21 protein-coding genes are annotated in these 22,327 nt (G+C 58.6%); all 21 read left to right on the top strand.

What is annotated here, in order from left to right:
- Position 1: 1 nt before the first annotated feature.
- The 21 genes from VNL17_06235 (at position 2) to clpB (ending at position 22,323) form a co-directional block, all read left to right on the top strand.
- Positions 2-958, top strand: a complete 957-nt coding sequence (locus tag VNL17_06235; GenBank protein HXI83673.1) for a D-alanine--D-alanine ligase — start codon at positions 2-4, stop codon at positions 956-958.
- Positions 955-1,830 carry an FtsQ-type POTRA domain-containing protein gene (locus tag VNL17_06230; protein ID HXI83672.1) on the top strand — a complete coding sequence of 292 codons (876 nt, stop codon included), beginning with the start codon at positions 955-957 and terminating at the stop codon, positions 1,828-1,830. Before VNL17_06235 ends, VNL17_06230 begins: the two co-directional genes overlap by 4 nt.
- A gap of 17 nt (positions 1,831-1,847) precedes the next feature.
- Complete coding sequence (ftsA, locus tag VNL17_06225; GenBank protein HXI83671.1) at positions 1,848-3,077, top strand: cell division protein FtsA; 1,230 nt, start codon at positions 1,848-1,850, stop codon at positions 3,075-3,077.
- An 86-nt stretch (positions 3,078-3,163) separates the two neighbouring features.
- Positions 3,164-4,453, top strand: a complete 1,290-nt coding sequence (gene ftsZ / locus VNL17_06220; GenBank protein ID HXI83670.1) for a cell division protein FtsZ — start codon at positions 3,164-3,166, stop codon at positions 4,451-4,453.
- Between the two features lie 162 nt (positions 4,454-4,615).
- Positions 4,616-5,326 carry a L,D-transpeptidase family protein gene (locus VNL17_06215; GenBank protein ID HXI83669.1) on the top strand — a complete coding sequence of 237 codons (711 nt, stop codon included), beginning with the start codon at positions 4,616-4,618 and terminating at the stop codon, positions 5,324-5,326.
- Complete coding sequence (locus tag VNL17_06210; protein ID HXI83668.1) at positions 5,323-5,970, top strand: ElyC/SanA/YdcF family protein; 648 nt, start codon at positions 5,323-5,325, stop codon at positions 5,968-5,970. The genes VNL17_06215 and VNL17_06210 overlap by 4 nt, the downstream gene beginning before the upstream one ends.
- 74 nt (positions 5,971-6,044) lie before the next feature.
- A complete protein-coding gene (gene amrS, locus VNL17_06205; protein HXI83667.1) occupies positions 6,045-7,235 on the top strand; it encodes an AmmeMemoRadiSam system radical SAM enzyme in 1,191 nt (396 codons plus the stop codon).
- A gap of 37 nt (positions 7,236-7,272) precedes the next feature.
- The gene (locus tag VNL17_06200) at positions 7,273-8,130 is read left to right on the top strand and encodes an NAD(P)-dependent oxidoreductase (protein ID HXI83666.1); all 858 of its coding nucleotides are present in this window, start codon (positions 7,273-7,275) and stop codon (positions 8,128-8,130) included.
- 11 nt (positions 8,131-8,141) lie between these two features.
- The gene (locus VNL17_06195) at positions 8,142-9,128 is read left to right on the top strand and encodes an aldo/keto reductase (GenBank protein ID HXI83665.1); all 987 of its coding nucleotides are present in this window, start codon (positions 8,142-8,144) and stop codon (positions 9,126-9,128) included.
- Between the two features lie 590 nt (positions 9,129-9,718).
- Positions 9,719-10,666: a ribose-phosphate pyrophosphokinase gene (locus VNL17_06190; protein ID HXI83664.1), complete on the top strand. Its 948-nt coding sequence runs from the start codon at positions 9,719-9,721 to the stop codon at positions 10,664-10,666.
- A 58-nt stretch (positions 10,667-10,724) separates the two neighbouring features.
- On the top strand, positions 10,725-11,570 hold the full coding sequence (locus VNL17_06185) for a 50S ribosomal protein L25 (protein HXI83663.1): 846 nt from the start codon (positions 10,725-10,727) through the stop codon (positions 11,568-11,570).
- A gap of 21 nt (positions 11,571-11,591) precedes the next feature.
- Positions 11,592-12,191 (top strand): aminoacyl-tRNA hydrolase, encoded by a 600-nt coding sequence (gene pth, locus VNL17_06180; GenBank protein ID HXI83662.1) that lies wholly within the window; start codon positions 11,592-11,594, stop codon positions 12,189-12,191.
- Between the two features lie 24 nt (positions 12,192-12,215).
- Complete coding sequence (gene rpsF / locus VNL17_06175; protein HXI83661.1) at positions 12,216-12,557, top strand: 30S ribosomal protein S6; 342 nt, start codon at positions 12,216-12,218, stop codon at positions 12,555-12,557.
- Positions 12,558-12,562: 5 nt separating this feature from the next.
- A complete protein-coding gene (gene ssb, locus VNL17_06170) occupies positions 12,563-13,051 on the top strand; it encodes a single-stranded DNA-binding protein (protein ID HXI83660.1) in 489 nt (162 codons plus the stop codon).
- Between the two features lie 50 nt (positions 13,052-13,101).
- Complete coding sequence (gene rpsR / locus VNL17_06165) at positions 13,102-13,368, top strand: 30S ribosomal protein S18 (GenBank protein HXI83659.1); 267 nt, start codon at positions 13,102-13,104, stop codon at positions 13,366-13,368.
- A gap of 18 nt (positions 13,369-13,386) precedes the next feature.
- Complete coding sequence (gene rplI / locus VNL17_06160) at positions 13,387-13,920, top strand: 50S ribosomal protein L9 (GenBank protein HXI83658.1); 534 nt, start codon at positions 13,387-13,389, stop codon at positions 13,918-13,920.
- Positions 13,921-13,946: 26 nt separating this feature from the next.
- On the top strand, positions 13,947-15,449 hold the full coding sequence (dnaB, locus tag VNL17_06155; GenBank protein ID HXI83657.1) for a replicative DNA helicase: 1,503 nt from the start codon (positions 13,947-13,949) through the stop codon (positions 15,447-15,449).
- A complete protein-coding gene (gene bamA, locus VNL17_06150; protein ID HXI83656.1) occupies positions 15,446-17,818 on the top strand; it encodes an outer membrane protein assembly factor BamA in 2,373 nt (790 codons plus the stop codon). Before dnaB ends, bamA begins: the two co-directional genes overlap by 4 nt.
- A 52-nt stretch (positions 17,819-17,870) precedes the next feature.
- Positions 17,871-18,512, top strand: a complete 642-nt coding sequence (locus VNL17_06145; GenBank protein ID HXI83655.1) for an OmpH family outer membrane protein — start codon at positions 17,871-17,873, stop codon at positions 18,510-18,512.
- Positions 18,513-18,514: 2 nt separating this feature from the next.
- On the top strand, positions 18,515-19,558 hold the full coding sequence (lpxD, locus tag VNL17_06140) for a UDP-3-O-(3-hydroxymyristoyl)glucosamine N-acyltransferase (GenBank protein ID HXI83654.1): 1,044 nt from the start codon (positions 18,515-18,517) through the stop codon (positions 19,556-19,558).
- A 137-nt stretch (positions 19,559-19,695) separates the two neighbouring features.
- Positions 19,696-22,323, top strand: coding sequence for an ATP-dependent chaperone ClpB (clpB, locus tag VNL17_06135; protein ID HXI83653.1), 2,628 nt, complete (start codon positions 19,696-19,698; stop codon positions 22,321-22,323).
- Positions 22,324-22,327 lie beyond the last annotated feature (4 nt).

The following is a 22,327-nucleotide window of genomic DNA, read 5'->3' as shown; positions in this document are numbered from 1 at the left end:
TATGAAGCAATTGAAGATTGCCGTGCTAATGGGTGGGCCTTCGGCCGAGCGCGAAGTGTCATTGAAGTCGGGGACAGCGGTGGCGAGCGCGCTGACCGGTACAGGCGCCAAGGTTGTCCCGATTGATATTCCGGAAACGAAGTTCACGATCCCGTCGGACGTGGACGTGGTCTTCGTCGCGTTGCACGGGACGTTCGGCGAGGATGGCACTCTCCAACAAATTCTTGAAGACACCGGCATCGCCTACACCGGCTCGGGCCCCGAGGCGAGCGCGCGCGCGTTCGACAAGATTGCGGCGAAAGCGGAGTTCCGTACCGCGGGCGTCCCGACGCCGAAATACGAGGTTTTCGATCGCGCTCATCCGGACTGGCGCCGTCTGGCACTACTCGGATTCCCGTTGGTTGTGAAACCGTCGCGACAGGGATCCAGTGTCGGGATCAGCATCGTCCATGAAGAAGCGCGCCTCGAAGAGGCGTGCCGGACCGCCTGGCGGTATGACGATCGCCTGCTGGTCGAGCAATTTATTGCGGGGCGCGAATTGACAGTGGGAATTTTTGACGGTCACGCCTTGCCGGTGATTGAGATCCGCCCGAAGCACGATTTCTTCACGTACGAGGCGAAATACACCAAGGGACAGACGGACTATCTGGTGCCGGCACCGCTGGAAAAAAGCGTCGAAGCCCGGGCGAAGGCATTGGCATTGCGGGCACACGATTGCCTGGGCTGCCGCGACCTTTCGCGCGTGGATTTTATCCTGGCGGAAAATGGAGAACTCCTTGTGCTGGAAGTGAACACGATTCCGGGGTTCACCGAGACGAGCCTCGTGCCGCAGGCTGCGCGGGCGTCAGGAATGGGATTTCCAAATTTATGCGCGCGCCTCGTGGACATGGCGTTGGCGCGTCGCAAGTCGGACGCCGAAGTCGACGCGGACGAGAAGGAGACGATCGCGGTCTCATGATGAAGCTGGGCAATCGTAGGAAGAAACGGCCGGAGTATTTGCTGGATGTGAAAGTGCAAACGCGCGGACGCGCGTTGGCGCGGTTGCGGGTGACCGTGACCATCCTTGTCGTTGTCGGCGTGTTGGCCCTGACCGGATACGGGAGCTACCGTCTGGTGAAAGCCACCACGGATCGCCTTGTGTACAACAATCCGCGGTTTGCGATCCACCAAATCGTGGTGGATGACGACGGCGTATTGACGCCCGAGCGCGTGGTGCAGTTTGCCGGGGTGGCCGTTGGGCAAAATCTTTTGTCAGTCGACCTCGATCAAGTACGGAAGAACCTGGAGATGTTGCCGCTGGTGCGCGGCGTGGAAGTGCGGCGCATGTTGCCGGATCGGTTGTTCATTCGCGTGGAGGAGCGCACTGCCGTGGCGCGGCTGCGCGCGCCGACGCGGGACCTGGGAGACGCGACATTTTATATCGACCGCTCCGGTTTTGTGATGAAGCCCGTCGCGTTGGCCGATGGCACAGTGGTACAGCCGCAAATCCCGCGCCCGGTGCCAATCCTGACGGGGGTGTCACTTGCCGATGTGCGTCTTGGCAGGCAGGTGGAGTCGGAACAGATTTACCGGGCCCTGGAGTTGTTGGACAAGCTCGACCAGGCGGTCGCAGGGTCGTTGCTGGAGGTCGAGCAGATCGATTTGTCGAAGCCGCGTCAATTGGTGATGACGACGCGGCAGCATACGACCGTAAAATTGGATGTGGAAGAATTTCCGCAACAGTTGCGGCGGTTGGGAGTGATTTTGCGGTGGGCGCAGCAACGGCAAAAATCCGTGCAAATGGTGGACCTGACGGTCAACCGTGGTGTGCCGGTGACGTTCGTGAATTAGAAAGGTTTGGCTGAAACATGTTACCGAAGGAAAAAATCATCGTGGGGCTGGAGGTGGGCACTTCCAAGGTCTGCGCCGTGGTCGGCGAGGTGCTCGATGATGGCAACATCATGGTGGTCGGTGTCGGCCAGACAAACTCCGAAGGCGTCCGCAAGGGCGAGATCGTCAATATCGAGGCGACGGTCGAGTGTATTCACGCCGCCGTGGCGGATGCCGAGGAGAGCGCGGGTGTCGAGATCCACAACGTGTATGCCAGCGTCAGCGGCGGCCACATTCGCAGCTTCAACAACCGCGGAACGGTGGCGGTGACCAATGACGAGCGCGAGATTTCAGAGGAGGAAGTCCGCAACGTCCTGCTCAACGCGAAAGCCGTGAACATCCCGATGGACCACGTGGTCATTCACGCGATTCGCCAGCATTTTTTCGTCGATGGGCACGACGGCATCCAGAATCCCGTCGGCATGATTGGCGCAAAACTCGAAGCCGACGTGCATGTGATCTACGGCGTCCGCACGCGGTTGCAGAACACAATCAAATGCATCAAACACGTTCCGCTCGATGTGGCGAACATAGCGGTCAGCGGTTTCGCCTCGGCACTGGCCGTGCTCACGTCGGAGCATCAACACCTCGGCGCGGTGGTCATCGACATGGGCGGGGGCACGACCGATTACATCGTTTACAGCGAAGGCACGATCCAGCATAGCGGGGTGCTGGCGGTCGGCGGCGACCACATCACCAACGATGTGGCCATCGGGCTGCGCATCCCGATGAACCGAGCCGAGACGCTGAAAATCGAGCACGGGTCGGTAGCAGTTCCTACGGACGACGCGACACTCACGCTCAAACGCGAAGTTGGGCTTCCGGACCGGCAGGTTTCGAAGCAGCAGCTCTGCCGCATTATGAATTTACGTGTCGAAGAGACGCTGACGTTGGTGAAGAAAGAACTCGAGAAGCAGAAGTTGCTCGATTACCTCGGCGCGGGAGTATTTATTACGGGCGGCTGCGCTCGGTTGCCGGGCCTGGAGCCGCTGGCTGCGGAGATATTCGGGCTGCCCGTGCACATCGGCCACAGCCTGACGGTTGGTGGCCCGACGTCGGCGATTGAAAGTCCTGAGTACTCGACGGCCATTGGTCTCGTGCGCTACGCGCTTGGCTCACAGCGCGACCAGCACCAGGCGCCGTCGCCGTTGCGCAAGATTGGCCAGTCGTTCCAACACCTGATCCAGAAGGCGCGCGCGTTCATGTAAACCGGAGCGTTGACATGGCAACCCGACGCAAACCAATTTCGACTTCATCCACGCCGCCTGCGGCACAACCGGAAACCACGGAGAACATGGAAAAGAGACCAGCGCCACTGCACAAGACTCGACTGAAAATCCTCGGAGTAGGTGGCGCTGGCGGCCACGCCGTCAGCCAAATCGCCGATAGCCGGACCCAGGGCAACCACACGCTGGAAGGCGTCGATCTGATTGCGATCAACACCGACCTGCAGGCGCTCGGCGAAATCAATGGCGCGGAGAAGATGCATATCGGCGCCGCGGTGACGCACGGACTGGGCGCCGGCGGGGAACCCGAACTCGGCATTCGCGCCGCTCAAAACGATGCCGAGAAGATTGAGGCACTGGTGCAGGGCGCGGATGTGGTCTTCCTGATAGCCGGCCTGGGCGGCGGCACCGGTACGGGCGCAAGCCCGACGATTGCGCGGGCCGCGAAGGAACAGGGCGCGCTGGTGCTGGCATTTGTGGCGCTGCCGTTTTCCTTCGAGGGCGATCGCCGCAAACAACAGGCGCTATCCGGTCTGGAGCAGCTCAAGGCGCAAGCGGACGCCGTTATCTGTATTCCGAACGACAAAATCTTTCGGATCGCCGGCGCGGACGCGAGCGTGGTGGAGGCCTTCAAACGAGCCGATGAGAATTTCATCCTGGGTGTCCAGGCCGTGTGGCAGTTGCTGTCGCGCAAGGGCCTGATCAATCTCGATTTTGCTGATTTGCGCACGACCATTGGCTCGAAGCATTGCGACGGCCTGTTCAGCTACGGACAGGGCGAAGGCGCAAACCGGGCGCGCGAGGCGGTCAAGGCGTTGCTGGAGAATCCGCTGCTGGACGGCGGCGATGTTCTCGCGAAAGCCGAAGGTGTACTCGTGAGCATCCTCGGCGGGCCCGATTTGACGCTCGCCGACGTGCAGAAGACGGTCGAGCCGATTTCGCGGCTGGCGAACCGCGCCCACGTCATCATGGGCGCAGCCATCGACGAGGCATACCGCGGAAAACTGGCGGTGACGGTGATCGCGGCGGCAAACATCCTGCCGCGCCGTGTGGTTGCCCAGCCGGTGTCCACGAAGCCGATGACATTCCCACGACCTGGCGATGCGACGCTGTCGCGCGACTTGCGAGCGGTGCCGCCGACCATCCCACCAACTTCCCCGTCGCACCAACCGGTTGAGGAAGCCTCCAAGCCTGAGCCTGTTGCCGCGCAGAAGTCGTCGGTCAAGCCGAAGCAGGAAACCTTGCCTCTCGAAGGCGTGAGCCGGGGCCGATTCGACAAGAGCGAGCCGACGCTGTACAACGGCGAAGATCTCGATGTGCCGACGTTCATACGGCGGGGCGTCAGCATTAAACGATGAACAAACTTTGACGCGCTGTCTTCAGGTACTGGGATTTATTTCGTCTCCGCTTCTGTTGGCGGCAGCGGAAGCGCAGCAGCCAGCGTGTGGGTTTTCCTTCGGACTCGTGTCAAAGATCCTGTCGCCTGAGAATTCACCGCCAACTTTTGGATCCTTCGCCCGATGCGAGCAATACGGTGGTTGATGGCAGGGGTGGTGCTGGCCCTCGTGACGGCGATTGCGGTCACAAGAACCAAAACCAATGGCGAGAAAACTGTGTCGCAGCGGGTTGCTCAGTATGGCGCTGCTGTCGACCAACGCCTGGCGCCAGTATTTGCTTCGCGGAATATTCCCTACCCGCCGACGCGGTTGGCACTCATCGGATTCAAGGGCGAGCGCGTACTGGAAGTGTGGGGAACAGACAAGGGTGGCATGTACCAATTCGTCAAATCCTACCCGATCCTTGCGGCCAGCGGAAAGCCGGGCCCCAAGTTGCGGCAGGGAGACGGCCAGGTGCCCGAAGGCATTTATCGGATCGAATTGTTGAATCCAAACAGCCTCTACCATTTGTCGTTACGGGTGAGCTATCCGAATGACTTCGACCGGCAACAGGCAGCGCGCGACGGTCGTTCAGACCTCGGCGGCGACATCATGATTCATGGCGGGGCAGGCTCAAGCGGTTGTCTGGCGATGGGTGACGAAGCTGCCGAGGATTTGTTCGTGCTGGCCGCGAGAACCGGACTCGCGGAGATTATTGTGATCCTAAGCCCGGTTGATTTTCGGCGGCATGACATGCCCCGGCAAACTGCGCAACCTGCGTGGATACCGGGACTGTACATGGACATCAGGAAAGCCTTGAGCACCTTTCCGAAACCCACAACTTTGGATTCATGACCTCCAGCAGGCGAAGAGCGGTGATTGCCGGATTGACGGGATTAGCGGGGTTATTTGCCGGTGTTTGGCTGTGTAATATATGGATCGTCTCCACAACCGAATCTCGCGTTTACGAAGAACTGTCGGCAGTGCCGTCGCGAGAAGTGGGGTTGGTGCTGGGCACAAGCCGGAAGACGCCGGATCGTCGCTGGTCGAACCCGCATTTTGCGCATCGAATCGAGGCTGCGGCGGCCTTGTATAAAGCGGGAAAGGTGAAGCGATTACTGGTCAGCGGCGACAATCACGTGCCCGAGTACGACGAGCCGAGCGATATGCGGGATGCGCTGGTGGCGGCGGGCGTGCCGTCGGGGGCCATCGTGCTCGACCATGCGGGATTTCGCACCTTGGACTCGGTGGTGCGGGCGAAACAGGTGTTCGGCCAGACGCGGCTGACGATTGTCTCGGAGGCGTTCCATAATTATCGGGCGCTCTTCATTTGCCGACACTATGGAATCGACGCGGTAGCATTCAACGCGAGCCCCGTATCGTTGCGAGTATCAACGTGGCCCACCGTGCGCGAATGGTTGGCGCGCGTAAAGGTCGTGCTCGATTTGTATGTGTTACGGACGGGCCCGAGATTTCTCGGCGAACCCATCAAGGCGTGACGGGCAACGCGACGCCTGTCTGGAAAGAGGTCGTCGGAAGTGTTAAGATTGATCTGTATCGGAGTATGGGTTCCATGCCGAAGTCAGATCAAGTTTTAGAGCGGTCAGACAAGGCGCGCGCGACTGCGTCGATGGAGACGCTGGGTGAGAATCTCTCTCGCTTGACCAAGGAAGGGGAGCTTTACGAGAAGCTGCCGGATGGGAAGGTGCGGTGCTACGCGTGCGGGCATCGCTGCCTGATTCTTGAGGGGCACGACGGCATCTGCCGGGTGCGTTTTAACCGTGATGGCAAGCTATTCGTGCCGTGGAATTATTTTGGCGCGTTGCAGTGCGATCCCATCGAGAAGAAGCCTTTCTTCCATGCCCTGCCCGGCACACTGGCGATGAGCTTTGGGATGCTTGGGTGCGACTTGCACTGTGGTTACTGCCAGAATTGGTTTACGTCGCAGGCGTTGCGTGATCCACGCAGCACCGCTCCCGCGATTCCGATGACGGCGGAAGGATTTGTGGAACTGGCAATCCGACAGGGCGCGGACACGGTGACGAGCACCTATAATGAGCCGCTGATCACGAGCGAGTGGGGCGTGGAGGTGTTCAAGGAGGCGCGCAAGCGGGGACTTCGCACGTCCTACGTCTCCAACGGCAACGGCACGGAAGAGGTGCTCGATTACATCAAGCCGTGGGTCGATTTCTATAAGGTCGATCTGAAGAGTTTCAACGACAAGAATTACCGTCAACTCGGCGGAAAACTCGACAACGTGCTGAAGACCGTCGGAATGCTTTACGAGAAGGGGTTTTGGCTGGAGATCGTCACATTGTTCATCCCCGGTTTCAATGACAGCGAAGATGAGATGCACCAGATCGCGAAGTTTCTCGCGGGCATCTCGCGTGACATTCCCTGGCACTGCACGGCGTTTCATCCGGATTATAAGATGACCGATCGCGGCTATACCGCGTCGCGAAGTATTATTCGCGCATGTGAGATCGGGCGGGAGGAAGGGTTGCGTTATTGTTACGCGGGGAATGTGCCGGGGTATGTGGGCGACTGGGAGAATACGCGCTGTCCGAAGTGCAACGAGTTGCTGATCGAGCGGTTTGGTTTTGAAGTACAGCGATATTTTCTGACCGACGAGGGGAAATGTCCGAAATGCGCCACAGCGATTCCGGGTCGTTGGGATGCGGTCAAGACACAGGCCGCGCTACAACGATTTTCCGCATTGGACCGCCTGCCGCATGCCGTGTCCGCAGGCCGTCGCTTCAAATAAATTTGCCTTCCGGCCGAATCTGGGGAAGAAAAGGGGCATGAGCAAGATTGCTGTCACCGGCGGAAGCGGGAAATTGGGACGAGCGTGTGTCAAAGATTTACTGGCGCATGGTCATCAGGTATTCAATGTGGATCGAGTGGCGCCCGCCGAAGGGATGTGTCCGCTCATTTTGGCGGACCTGGCGGATTTTGGGCAGACGGTTGATGCGTTCTCCCATCGGCCTGGAGAAAATGCAGAAAGAGGAAACTTTGACGTCATCGTGCATCTCGCGGCGATTCCTGCACCCCATCTTTTTACCGACGCGGTCGTTTTCCAGAACAACACGCTAAGCACGTACAACGTTTTTGCGGCGGCCTGGCGGTTGGGTATCAAGAACATCGTCTGGGCTTCGAGCGAGACCGTGCTCGGGTTGCCATTCGAAACGCCGCCGCCGTACGCGCCGGTGGATGAGGAATACGCGGGGCGGCCGGAGACGGCGTATTCGCTGTCGAAACTGATGGGCGAAGAGATGGCGAAGCAGTTTTGTCGATGGGACGCGGAGATGAAGATCATCGGTTTGCGGTTTTCTAACGTCATGGAGCCGCAGGACTACGAGCGATTTGCGGATTTTCAAAAGAACCCGACAATGCGCAAATGGAATTTGTGGGGGTACATCGATGCGCGTGATGGGGCGCAGGCAATTCGCAAGGCGGTGGAAGCGCCGTTGAAAGGCGCGGAGGTCTTTATCATCGCCAATGCGGACACAGTCATGCCGCAGTCGTCAGCGCAACTCATGGCGGGTTCATTTCCAGGCGTGCCGATCAAAGGGAAGATTGGAACGAATGACACGCTGCTTTCGATTGAGAAGGCGAAACGAGTTTTGGGGTACAAACCCGAGTTTGGTTGGCGCAAGTAGGAGAGGGGCTTATGGATTACGTGAGATTGGGAAAGAGCGGGTTGAAGGTTTCACGGGTGTGCCTTGGGTGCATGAGCTATGGCGCGCCGGAGCGTGGCACTCATCTTTGGTCGCTCAAGGAAGAAGAGAGCCGTCCCTTCATCAAGCGCGCCCTTGAATTGGGGATCAATTTTTTCGACACAGCGAATGTCTACTCGGCCGGCGCCAGCGAGGAGATAACGGGGCGCGCCTTGCGGGACTTCGCCAAGCGCGAGGAAGTGGTGCTGGCGACGAAGGTGCGCGGACGGATGCGGCCGGGGCCGAATGGCGAGGGGTTGTCGCGCAAGGCGATCATGATGGAAATGGATGCGAGCCTGAAGCGCCTCGGCGTGGATTACGTGGACCTTTACCAGATTCATCGATGGGACTACGACGTGCCGATTGAAGAAACCTTGGAAGCGTTGTATGACCTCGTCAAGGCCGGGAAGACGCGATATATCGGCGCGTCATCGATGTTCGCGTGGCAATTCTGCAAAGCACTCTTCCTGGCGGATCAGCATGGATGGACGCGTTTCGTTTCGATGCAGAACCATTACAATTTGTTGTACCGCGAAGAGGAACGCGAGATGATGAACTTGTGCCAGACGGAGGGAATTGGCGTCATCCCGTGGAGTCCGCTGGCGCGCGGACGGTTGACGCGGCCGTGGGAGGAAAAGGGGAGTACCGAACGTGGCGGGAAAGACGATTTTGCAAAGAAGCTCTACGGCGCAACGGAAGAGTCGGATAAGCTTATTGTAGAGCGAGTGAGTCAGCTCGCGCGCAAACGTGGCGTCCCGCAGGCGCAGATCGCTTTGGCGTGGATACTGCACAAGCCCTACATCACATCGCCTATCATTGGCGCGACGAAGATGCAGCATCTTGACGATGCAGTGGCGGCGTTGGGGGTGAAGCTTTCGGCGGAGGAGATTGCATCATTGGAGGAGCCGTACGTGCCGCATGCGGTGGTGGGATTCAGCTGAGGCAGTTTGTTCTGGACATCGAATTCCGATAGTGGTAAGGTTCGAGGTGTGAGTATTTGCAACGAGAGAAGCAACTGCCTCCGCCTTCGCGAGACCACTACGGCGCGACTCGCTGCTGTGCGCAGCTCGGGGCCCCTATACGTTTCTGCGAAACGAACCCATTTTATTTTCGCTCAATTTCTGCTGTATCATGCGTATTTATAGAAACTTATAGGGTTTGCAGAGGCGTTTGCAAATGGGTTCGTTCTGGAAAAACGAACCCAATTTGAGGATGTTTTGATGGCGTTTGATGCGTTTATGGGCGCGTTTTGCCTGATACGAGGGGTGCGCCACATGCATTATTAAAGGAGGGCGCGTCGGGAAAGGGGGCGCTGATCTCGGAATCAGGGTAACCTACAACGGCAGTGGAGGAGTCCGGTGCCAAATGAGATGCATGCCATGCAATTTCAGGGAGATGAGGGTGGCAAAGATTCGGGTTGCAAAGCGGGGGGCGAAACGGTAGAAGGTACGACGCTTTGGAGGCCACGGGTCGCGGGTGTGGCCTTGATTTTTGGGCCAAGACAACCTGAGCTGTGGAGTTGTGTGTCCAGTTGAAGATTTTTTCTGGTAATGCAAATCGACCCCTCGCGCAGCGGATTGCCGATTCGATCGGGGTACCGCTGGGCGATGCGACGGTCACGGCGTTTCCTGATGAGGAGACGTTCGTTAAGATCAATGAGAACATACGCGGGCGGGATGTTTTCATCGTGCAGCCGACGTGTCCGCCCGCAAACCATCATTTGATGGAGTTGTTGATCATGATCGATGCGTGCCGGCGGGCCAGCGCCAAGCGCATCACGGCGGTTTTACCGTTCTTTGGATATGCGCGGCAGGACCGCAAGGACCAGCCGCGGGTGCCGATCACGGCCAAGCTGGTGGCGAACCTGATCACCGCCGCGGGCGCGAATCGGGTGTTGACGATGGACCTGCACGCGCAGCAGATCATGGGATTTTTCGATATTCCCGTCGATCATCTTTACGCGGCGCCGGTGATGTACCGGTACTTTAGCGGGAAGAAGTTGAAGGATTTGGTGGTGGTTTCGCCCGACATCGGCGGCGTGAAGATGGTGCATGCGTACGCGAACCTCTTCCAGGCGCCACTGGCGATCGTTGATAAGAAGCGCAAATCGGCTTCGGAAGTCGAGATGCTCAATGTCATCGGCGACGTGGACGGCAAGACGGTGTTGCTTGTCGACGACCTGACCGAGACGGCGGGCACGGTGACGCGGGCGGCGGAGATTTTGAAGAAGCGGGGCGCAAAGAAGGTGTACGCGTCCGTGAGTCACGCGGTATTGAATCCCGCGGCGCTGGATCGGTTGAAAGCGTCGGAGTTGGAGGAGTTGGTCACCACCGACACGGTGCCGCACTCGAAGGTCAGCGGGTTCAAGCTGACCGAGTTAACTGTCGCGCCGCTGTTGGGCGAGGCGATCAAGCGGATTCATAATTCGGAGTCGGTGTCATCGCTGTTCGACATCAATGGGAAGCGTCCGGAGAGTTAAGCCCGACGCGGAGGAACAATTTCAGAGACGATCATTTTGATTTGAGGAGAAAGTTGCCATGGCACAGAAAGTACAATTAAAAGCGAAGTCCCGGGCCGAGATCGGCAAGGGCGCGGTGAAACGGATGCGGGACCAGGGCGCGGTCCCGGGAGTCATTTACGGCTCGCACATGAAGCCGATCAACATCACGGTCGCCGTGGAAGAGTTGGAGAAGGCGCTCCATAGCACCACCAGCGAGAACGTGCTGGTGGATCTGAGCCTGGAGGAGGATGGGAAGACCAACAATCGTTTGACCCTGATCCAGGAAGTGCAGCATCATCCTTACAAGGATACCATCCTGCACATTGATTTCCATGAAGTCCTGGCGACGGAGAAACTGCGCACGAGCGTGCCTGTTCGGCCCGTCGGCGAACCGGCGGGCGTGAAGACAGGCGGCGGCGTGTTTGAGTTCGTCATGCGCGAGTTGCATGTGGAATGCTTGCCGCAGGATTTGCCGGACCTCATTGAAGTCAATGTTGAGAAGATGGAGATTGGGTCGAGCATTCACGTCGGCGAGATTACGCCACCCACAGGCGTAGTGTTGCTGGACGACAAGGGCCAGACCGTATTCCTTGTCGCCGCGCCGATTACCGAAGAGGAATTGGCGGCGATGACCGAGGCGGCGGCAGCCCCGTCAGCCGAACCCGAAGTCCTCACGGCGAAGAAGGAAGAAGGCGAAGAAGGCGCGGTGGCCGAAGGCGAGGCGAAGCCGAAGGCGGAAGCCGGCAAGGCCGACGCCAAAGCGCCCGCAGCGGCCGGCAAGACGGACGCCAAAGCCCCGGCGGGTGGCAAGGCTCCGGCGGCAGGCGCGCCTGGGAAGGCCGAGGCCAAGCCGGCCGGCGGCAAACCCGAAGCCAAGAAGTAACGGAAGCAGGACGACACCACTGTGTCGGCCAGGCCAAAGCTGGTGGTGGGGCTGGGAAATCCCGGCAAAGAGTACCAAGGCACGCGCCACAACATTGGCTTTGCGGTGGTGGATCGGCTCGCGGAGAAGTTTGGTTGTTCTTTTCGAAGCAAGTGGCGGTTCTCGGCGAAGATCGCGGAAGCCGCGAGCGGGGATGTCGGCAAAGTCGTGCTGGCCAAGCCGCAGACGTTCATGAATCGCAGCGGCACGGCGGTGAATACGCTGTTGCAGTGGCTCAAGATCGAGCCGGCGCAGTTGCTGGTCGTGGTGGACGACGCGGATTTGCCGCTCGGGCAGATTCGGTTGCGCATCGCGGGCGGCAGCGGCGGCCACAACGGTTTGCGGTCGATCATCGAGACGCTCGGCGACAATGAGGAATTTGCGCGATTGCGGGTCGGGATCGGACGAAGCGCGCCGTTGGGAGCGGATATTTCGGGCCACGTTCTCGGCAGGTTTGCCCCGTCGGAACGCGAGTCGGCCGAACAGGCTGTGGCGGTCGCCGTAGAGGCGGTCGATTGTTGCTTGCTCGAGGGCGTCACGAAGGCGATGAATCAGTTTAATCGGAAAAGGTCCGCGGATTGACGCGGCAGAAGAAGGAGAGAGACGTTGAAGACATACGAAGGATTGTTTATTTTGGACGCCGCTGGTAAGGAAGAGGTGTCGAAGGAACTCGTGGACAAGATCCAGAAGAACATCGAGCACGCTGGCGGACGAGTGGACAAGGTGCAACGAATGGGCGCGCGCGCGTTTGCCCGCGAAACGAACAAGCGCAGCTCCGGGTTCTATGTGAATTTTGTTTTCAACGCACCACCGACGGCGATTGCCGAACTGGATGCGAAATTCCACCTGGATCCGGAAGTGTTCCGTTGGGAGCTTTCGATACAGCCGCCCGAGCCGCCGCCGCGCAAGCCGCGACGGATCCCGACGACGGGCGTGGTTGAGAAATAAATCGCATGGCCTCCTACAACAAAGTGCTTTTGATGGGCAACCTGACGCGTGATCCGGAGGTGAAGTACACGCCCAAAGGCACGGCATTGGCGAATCTTGGCCTGGCGGTCAACCGCCGCTGGACGACGGAGACGGGAGAGCAGAAAGAGGAAGTCACGTTCGTGGACGTCGAAGTCTGGGGACGTCAGGCGGAAACGGCCGGTCAGTACCTCTCGAAAGGCCGCCCTGTGTTTGTCGAAGGGCGCTTGAAGCTGGATAGCTGGGAGGACAAGGAATCCGGCCAGAAGCGCAACAAGTTGAAAGTAGTGGCTGAACGGGTGCAATTTCTGGGCGCGCCGAGTGGCGGTGGTCGGGGAGAATTCAAGGACGAATCACCTGCTGATCAGGCGCCCGCACGGCCGGCCAGTCGCGGTGCGCGGTCCGCAGCGCCCGCCGCGCGCGACGCCGGGGAACCGGATGCGCCGCCCGCTGAGGACGACAATATTCCATTTTAGGCAGAGCAATAGGAATCGTAATCATTCATTCAGGATAGGAAACCCAACAGATGATGGAGAGAAATTTTGACAGCCGTGACAGCCGAGAAGGCGGTCCGGAAGGCCGAAGGAACAAGCGCGATGTCATCGTCAAGCGCGACTGCAAATTGTGCATGGACCAGATCGATATCGACTTCAAGCAGGCGGACTTGCTGAAGAAGTTCATGACCGAGCGCGGCAAGATCCTGCCGCGGCGAATTTCGGGTAATTGCGCCAAACACCAGCGCCAGCTTGCCACCGCGATCAAGCGCGCGCGTGTGATGTTGCTGGTACGATAAGACGGAGTCACAATCACCATGAGCACCCAGATTATTTTGACCGCTCCCGTTGACAACCTCGGGGCCGAGGGCGACACGATCACCGTTGCTGACGGCTACGCGAGAAACTTCCTGTTCCCGAAAGGCCTGGCCATGCCAGCGACCGCGGGCAACCTGCGCCGCGTAGGATCGCTGCAAAAGAAGCGCGAAGCCACCCTGGCCGCGCAACTGGATGACGCGAAGGCCATCCTCACGAAACTGACGAAGCAGTCTTACACGATTACGGCTGCGGCGGGCGCGGACGGCAAGCTTTACGGTTCCGTGACTTCCGCGGACATTTCCGATGCTTTGAAAACGGAAGGTATCGAGGTGGATCGGCGCAAGATTGTGATTGAGCATCCGATTCGCGAATTGGGTGTGTATGACGTGGACGTGAAGTTGCATGCGGAAGTCGTGACCAAGGTGAAGATTTGGGTCGTCGGCCCCGATGGGGGCGGCGCCTCGGCCACAAAATCCACGGGCACGGACGAAAAAGCTGGCAGGAAGACACCGAAAGCCGATAAGAAGAAATAGCCGCAAGAGTTCGTGGGGACGGCTATATGGCTTCGACCAACCCTCTCGCATCCGAAAACGCCGGCCAAAGCGGAGGGGCCAGCGCCACGCGGAGCTATAGTCCCGGAAAAGCCCAACCTTTTGGGAAGTCCAAATCAGCTCCGGCGCTCGTTCTCGACCGCGTTCTCCCTAACAGCCTGGACGCCGAGATGGCCGTGCTCGGCGCGATGTTGCTAAGCCCGGCGGAAGCTGGCTCGCAGGTGCGCGAGCGCTTGAGCGAGAACCATTTCTACTACGCCGCCCATTGTGTCATCTTCCGCGAGATCGCCGTGTTGCAGGACGCCATGCAGGCGATCGACCTCATCACGCTCACGCAACGACTGCAGGACAAGAACCAGCTCGAAGAAATAGGCGGTCCCGTCTACCTGAGTGACCTGGTCACGCGTGTGCCGACCACGGCCAATGTCGAGCATTACATCGACATCGTCTGGGAGAAACATTTGTTGCGCCAACTGATCGGCGCGGCGCATGACGTCATCGCGCGTTCATTCGAACAGCAGGATGATGTAAAGACGTGGATCGACGAAGTCGAGCAGCAGATTTTTGAGATCACGGCGGAGAAGACCGCCACCGGCGCGCGCCCCGTCCGCGACATGATCAAGGACGCGATGGCCAGCATTGAAAAGTTGTATGACCAGCGCGGCGCGATCAGCGGCATCCCCACGGGTTTCCGGGAGTTGGACCGGATGACGTCCGGGCTGCACAACGGCCAGATGATCGTCATCGCCGCGCGCCCGTCGATGGGCAAGACCGCGCTGGCGATGAACATCGCGGAGAACTGCGCGATCGACCACAACATTCCGGTCGGCGTGTTCAGCCTGGAAATGTCGTCCGAGGAACTGGTCAAGCGCATGCTGTGCTCGAAAGCGAAGGTGAACCTGCGCAAGATTCGCGACGGGTTCCTCAGCGAACGTGATTTTCACCCGCTGACCACCGCGGCAAGCCAGTTGATGAAAGCGCCGTTGTTTATCGACGACTCGGCCGGGCTCTCGATCAATCAAGTCCGCGCCCGTGCCCGCCGGCTGAAGCAGCAGCACGACATTCGGTTGCTGATCATTGATTACATGCAGTTGATGAGGGCGCCATCGCGGCGGGCCGATCTCAGTCGTCAGGTGGAGATTGCGGATATTTCGTCGGGAGTTAAGGCGCTGTCGAAGGAACTGAAGATTCCGATCATCGTACTAAGCCAGTTGAACCGCCAACCCGAGGCGCGAGAAGGCGGCAGACCACGCCTTTCGGACCTGCGCGAGTCAGGTGCGATTGAACAGGACGCCGATGTGGTGGGTCTTTTAGTCCGTCCGGAAGTTTATGCGGAGGAGGAAGGGGACAAGGCCGCTGAGAAGGGCAAGGCGGTTTTGGTCATCGCGAAGCAGCGCAACGGCCCGACCGGCGAGATAAACCTGACTTTCCTGAGCGAATACACAAGGTTCGAGGATCAGGCACTGGTGAGCGAAGAAGATATCCCAAGCCGTGAAGGGAACGAGGAATGAGGCGGCTGCTGTGGGGGCTGCTCACAATCTTCGCCGCTGTTGTTCCGAGCAAGCTTTCCTGGGCCCAAGAAGCACCCGAGGAGGTCCTTGTCCGCGAGATCGAGGTGCGGTTTAGCGGGCCTGAAACGGTCAACCGCTCGGTGGTGATGGCCAATATCCAAACGGCGGTTGGCAAACCGCGCTCCCGCGAGATGATCGAGCAGGATGTTCGCAACCTGATCAATACCGGCTACTTCTACGATGTGCGAGTGCTGGAAGAACCGATGGTGGACGGCGTGCGGATCGTTTTCCAGGTCCAAGGCAAGGCCACGATCAAGGAAATCACCATGGAGGGGAACAAGCGTTTCAAGGAGGAACGCTTGAAACGCGAGTACAGCCAGAAAGTGGGAGACAGCCTGGACGAGCGCAAGGCCCACGATGACGCCCGCAAGATGGAGGAACTCTACCAGAAGTCAGGTTACCCTGATATCAAGGTCATCTACGAAGTCAGCGTCGACAAGGACACGGGCAAGGCCATCTTGAGGTTCAAGGTGCATGAAGGTGAACGCGTGTTCATTAAGCAGATCAAGTTTACCGGCAACAAGGCTTTCGCCGACGGCCGCCTGCTGAAGATCCTGAAGACGCGGCGTCACTGGTGGGGGTCATGGCTGGCCGGCACGGGTGTGTTGAAGGAAGAGGACTTCAAGGAAGACCTCGACAAGCTTCGCGACTTTTACGACTCCAACGGGTACATCGACATGGAGATCCGCGGCACGCACACCGAGCGGATTGGCGCCCAGTGGATGGTGATCACCATCGATCTCTACGAAGGCACACAGTACAAGGTGGGGGCCGTCACGATCGATGGGAATAAACTCTTCCCGACGCCGGATTTGGAGAAGCACCTCAAAATGACCTCGGGGAAAACCTTCACGCCTACCGCGATGTCAGCCGACCAGAAGGCACTCGAAGACTATTACGGCGCGCGTGGCTATCTGGACACGAGCGTGCGCCCGGTACGCGTGCCCAACGTCGAGACCGGCCGTATCGATATGACGTACGCCGTTCGCGAGGGCGAACTGACGTACATCGAAAAGATCGAGATTCGGGGTAACACCAAGACGAAGGACAAGGTGATTCGCCGCGAGTTGGCGGTCAATCCGGGTGAAATTTACAATACGGTGCGAGTGGACCGCAGCGTCGAACGCCTCAAGAACCTCGGCTATTTTTCGAAGGTCGAGGCGACTCCCGAGCCGACCGACGTGCCGAACCGAAAGGATTTGGTGCTCAACCTGGAGGAGCAGCGCACCGGCTCGGTGACGTTTGGTGCGGGATTCAGTTCCATCGACAGCCTGCTTGGTTTCGTCGAGATTACCCAGGGTAATTTTGATCTCTTCAACTGGCCGAGTTTCACGGGCGGGGGCGAGAAGCTGCGTTTGCGCCTGCAGGTTGGTTTCAAACGGCAGGACGAGGTCCTTTCGTTCGTCGAGCCGTGGTTCCTCGACCAGAAGTTATCGCTGGGTTTCGACGCGTTTCATCATAACAGTAACTTCTTAAGCACGCAGTATAGCGAACAACGAACCGGTATTGATTTGTGGCTCGAAAAAGCCTTGAACGAATTCATCCGGGGACGGATCGAATATGGCGTTCAGGACATCGATTTGACCGTGGACCACCTGGCTTCCCAGGAACTGCAGTCGCAGAATGGGTCCAACACGCGCAGTTCGATCACCGGAACGCTGGTTTATGATACCCGGGACAGCGTGTTCCTGACGACACGGGGCAACCGCACGGAGGTAAGCGCGGAGGTGGCTGGAGGGCCGTTAGGGGGCACCGTTTCTGATTACAAGCTGAACGCGAAGACCTCGTTTTACTTTCCGTTCTTCGACAAACAGGTGTTGCAACTGGTCGGCGCCGCGGGCGTGGTGGATGCTTTTGGTTCGACCCGGAATGCCGGATCGAACGTGATCGAGACCGTGGTTAGCGGCGGGGTGACCAGCACGGTTGCGCGCGCGATTGATCCCGTCCCGATTTTCGACCGCTACTTTCTTGGTGGCGCAAATACGTTGCGCGGCTTTGCTTTCCGCAAGGTCAGCCCGAAGGACGGCAACAACGATCCTATTGGTGGAAACACTTTTGTGAATGCGACGGCGGAGTACACCTATCCGATTGTCGAGAAAGTACGCGGAGCCTTCTTTTTTGATATCGGCAACGTTTACCAAAACGCCTATGATTTTACCTTTAGTGATCTGAAATCAGATGCCGGTATTGGCATGCGGCTTAATTTACCAATTGGGCCACTGCGCTTGGACTATGCCTATCCGATCATGTCGGACAAGTTCACCGGAAGAAGTGGAAAAATTCAGTTTAGTGTCGGCTACCAATTCTGATATGCTGGGAGCACAAAATCGGAGAGAATAAAGGAAAGGTTCCGTGAACAAGATGAAAAATACAATTATCGCATTCGTCGCCATGAGTTCTGTCGCGCTGGCGTTCACAGCGTCGGCGCAGGCGCCGACGGGGCGCATCGTCACCGTTGATTTGAACAAGGTCTTCACCGACTATTACAAGACACCGATCGCCTCGGCAAAGATCAAGGATACAGCCGAATCCTTCAACAAGGAACTCAATGAAATGGTCGACAATTACAAGAAGGGGATCGAAGAACTGAACAAGTTGCGCGAGGACCAGGACAAGCCCGAATACACCGCCGAGGTGCGCGAGCAAAAGCGCAAGGCAGTTTCGGAGAAGCTGGCCGAAACGCAGAAAATTCAGCGTGACCTTGAGGAATACCGCACCAGTCACGGCAAGATTCTGCAGGACCAGCAATTGCGCATGCGCCAGACAATTGTCAAAGAGATCCAGGACGTCATCGACAAGGAAGCGCGGGACGCCGGTTACCAGCTCGTGCTGGACAAGTCGGGCACCACGGCCAATGCCGTTCCCACCATCCTGTTCAGCCAGGACTCGCTGGACATTACTGACGATCTTATCAAGGTCTTGAACAAGAACCAGCCGAAGACGACAGAGGCACCCAAGCCAGCCGAGAAGAAGGACGACAAGAAGAAGGACGACAAGAAGTAAGTGTGCAGCTAAGGGCACGTGATATTGCGCACATGGTGGGGGGTGCGCTGACGGGCGACCCCGAGCAGTTAGTGACTGGTCTCGCGGGTATTCGCGAGGCCGTGCCCGGCGACGTCAGCTTCGTTGCCAACCCAAAATACCTGCCCGCTGTCAAAATCACCCGGGCCTCGGTCCTGATTGTCGGCCAGGATCTGGATGTTGCGTTCGGAGGCACGCTCATCCGTGTTGGCAATCCTTCAGAAGCCTTTGCCAGATTGACCTCACAGGTTGCGCCGGCCCCGGTCTCTTATAAACCCGGCGTTCATCCAACGGCGATTATCTCACCCACCGCAAGACTGGGCAGGGATGTGTCCATTCAGCCGCATGTCGTTATCGAAGACGGTGCTGTCATCGGCGACCGTACCATCATTGGGGCGGGTAGTTACATCGGTCACGAGAGTTGTTTGGGTGCGGATTGCCTGCTGTACGCCCACGTCAGTTTGCGGGAGCGGACGGCTGTGGGTGATCGCGTGATCCTGCATTGTGGCGTTGTGTTGGGTGCCGACGGCTTCGGTTACGAGACTCTCGGAGGCAGGCACCGGAAGATTCCCCAGATCGGCCACGTCGAGATTGGTGACGAGGTTGAGATCGGCGCCAACACGACCATTGATCGCGGTCGCTTCGGTCGGACCCGCGTGGGTCAGGGCACGAAGATCGACAACCTCGTGCAGATCGGCCACAACTGTACCATCGGCGAGCATTGCATCATCTGCGCACTGGTTGGTATTGCAGGCAGCACCAATATCGGCAACCAGGTAACCATCGCAGGTCAGGTCGGCGTTGCGGGGCATCTGACCATCGGCGACAAGAGTATTGTCATGGCGCAGGCCGGTGTCACGAAGGACGTACCCGTCGGCGCAATGGTGCTTGGGGCTCCTGCCGTACCCCATAAGGAATTCAAGCGCGTCAACGCCGCCGTCCAGCGTCTTCCCGAAACGCTGGCCAAGGTTCACGAGTTGGAGCAACAACTCGCCGAACTACGCGCGCGCCTGACCGCTACGTCCTAGTGCGTCAAGTTGACAGATGGGACTGTGACATCTGTGGCCGGCTGCGACAGTCTGCGCCAGCGCCTTCTGGGAAAACGGGCAGCGGCGGCGCGTTTTGCATGGTGGCATTCGAGGTGCTAAAGTGGTTTCAATCCATGATTCGCTTCGATAAACTTACGATCAAGGCCCAGGAAGCCTTACAATCAGCGCAGGAGATGGCGCAGAAGCTCAACCACCAGGAGGTTGATTGCGAACACATGCTTTCTGCGCTGATCGAACAGCCCGACGGCCTCGTGCGTCCGCTGCTGGACAAACTCGGCGCAAACCCGGATACGATCCTGGGTGGGCTGGGGGATTCGTTGAAGCGCCGTGCACAGGTGCACGGCATTGATTCTACGCAGGTTTACCTCAGCAAAGCGCTGCGGACTGCGCTCGACGCCGCTTTCGCGCAGGCCGATAAGCTCAAGGACCAGTTCGTCAGCACGGAGCACATTCTGCTGGGCGTTGCCGAAACGACGAATCTTCTTAAACCACACGGCGTGACCACGAGTGTGATTTTGAAGGCGTTGCGCGAAGTCCGGGGCACGACACAGGTAACCGACCAAAATCCGGAAGACAAATACCAGGCGCTCACCAAGTACGGGCGTGACCTGACTGACGAAGCGCGCCGCGGGAAACTCGATCCGGTCATTGGCCGTGACGCCGAGATTCGTCGGGTCATGCAAGTACTCTCCCGCCGGACGAAGAACAACCCGGTGCTCATCGGCGACCCTGGGGTCGGCAAGACAGCCATTGCGGAAGGCCTGGCGCGGCGGATCGTCAGTGGCGACGTACCCGAGGGTCTCAAAGGGAAGCGGCTGATCGCGATGGACATTGGCTCGATGCTCGCGGGCGCGAAATACCGGGGCGAGTTTGAAGATCGGCTCAAAGCGTTCCTAAAGGAAGTCATCGCGAGTGAAGGCAGGATCATCCTGTTCATCGACGAATTACACACAATTGTCGGTGCCGGCAAGGCCGAGGGTGCGCCCGTGGATGCGGCAAACATGCTCAAGCCATCGCTCGCTCGTGGCGAACTGCACACGGTCGGCGCAACGACATTGGACGAATACCGCAAACACATCGAGAAAGATCCCGCGCTGGAGCGTCGGTTCCAGCCGGTTTTCGTGGGTGAACCTTCAGTGGAGGACACGATCGCGATTCTGCGCGGGTTGAAGGAGCGTTATGAGGTGCACCACGGGGTGCGTATCCAGGACAGCGCCCTTGTCAGCGCCGCGGTCCTTTCGCAGCGCTACATCGCGGACCGGTTCCTGCCTGACAAGGCGATTGATCTGGTGGACGAGGCGGCCTCACGTTTGCGAATTGAGCTGGATTCGCTGCCGGCCGAGATCGACCAGATTGAGCGCCGCGTGATGCAGTTGGAGATCGAGCGCGCGGCCTTGAAGAAGGAGAGTGACAAGGCCAGCAAGGAGCGTTTGCTGAAACTGGAAAAGGAACTTGCCGACCTGCAAGAGCAGGGTAAGAAACTCAAGACGCAGTGGCAAAACGAAAAAGCAGTGGTCAATGAGATTCGCGATTTGAAGTCGGCCATTGAGGTGTCCAAGGAACAGATCGAGCAGGCGAAACGCGAGGGAAATCTTGGGAAGGCCAGTGAGATTCAGTACGGGCGGTTACCGGAGTTGGAGAAGAAACTGGAAGCAGCCGACACGAAACTCGCGAAGCTCCAGAAGAGTTCCAAGATGCTGACGGAAGAGGTCACGGAGAACGACATTGCCGAGGTCGTGGCGACGTGGACGGGCATTCCTGTCTCGCGGTTGGTCGAAGGAGAGCGTGAGAAGCTGGTGCACATGGAAGAGCGGCTGCGGCTGCGGGTGGTGGGGCAGGAGGATGCGATTGTCGCCGTGTCGAATGCGGTGCGGCGTGCGCGTAGCGGCCTGCAGGACCCCAATCGGCCCGTCGGCTCGTTCATTTTCCTTGGGCCAACCGGCGTGGGTAAAACGGAGTTGGCGCGCGCGCTGGCGGAGTTCCTCTTCGATGACGAAAATGCCATGGTACGTATCGACATGAGTGAGTACATGGAGAAGCACACGGTTGCGCGGCTCATCGGCGCGCCTCCGGGGTACGTCGGCTATGAGGAAGGCGGGCAGTTGACGGAAGCGGTGCGCCGCCGGCCCTACTCCGTGGTACTTTTCGACGAGATTGAGAAGGCGCATCATGACGTGTTCAATGTGATGCTGCAGGTTCTTGATGACGGACGACTGACAGATGGACAGGGTCGGATTGTGGACTTCAAGAATGCGGTTATCATCATGACCAGCAACCTCGGCTCGCGATACTTCGCCGAGGGGCGATCGGATGCCGAGTCGGTGCGACAACAGGTCATGGATGACTTGCGAGTCCATTTTAGACCCGAGTTCCTTAACCGCGTGGACGAGGTCGTATTGTTCCACGGGCTGACACAGGAGGACATCAAGCGGATTGTAGACATCCAACTCGTGCGCGTCCAAAAGCGGCTTGCCAATCAGAACATCACCCTCCGTGTTGGCGACGCGGCGAAAGAGTTGATCGCGCGTGAGGGTTACGACCCGGTATTTGGCGCGCGCCCGCTCAAGCGCGTCATCCAGAAGAGGATTTTGGATGTCCTCTCGCTGGAAATCCTTTCCGGTAGATTCAAGGAAGGCGACAAGATCGAGGCGGATGTGGACAAGAAAAAGGACGGGGCGCTGATTTTCAAGAGCGCCCAAGCGGAAGCAGGAAAGGGTGCTCAATATCGGATCGACACACATTGAAATG

The organism is Verrucomicrobiia bacterium, from assembly GCA_035577545.1.
Lineage (GTDB): Bacteria > Verrucomicrobiota > Verrucomicrobiia > Palsa-1439 > Palsa-1439 > Palsa-1439.
This window is presented reverse-complemented; position numbering and strand designations above follow the sequence as displayed.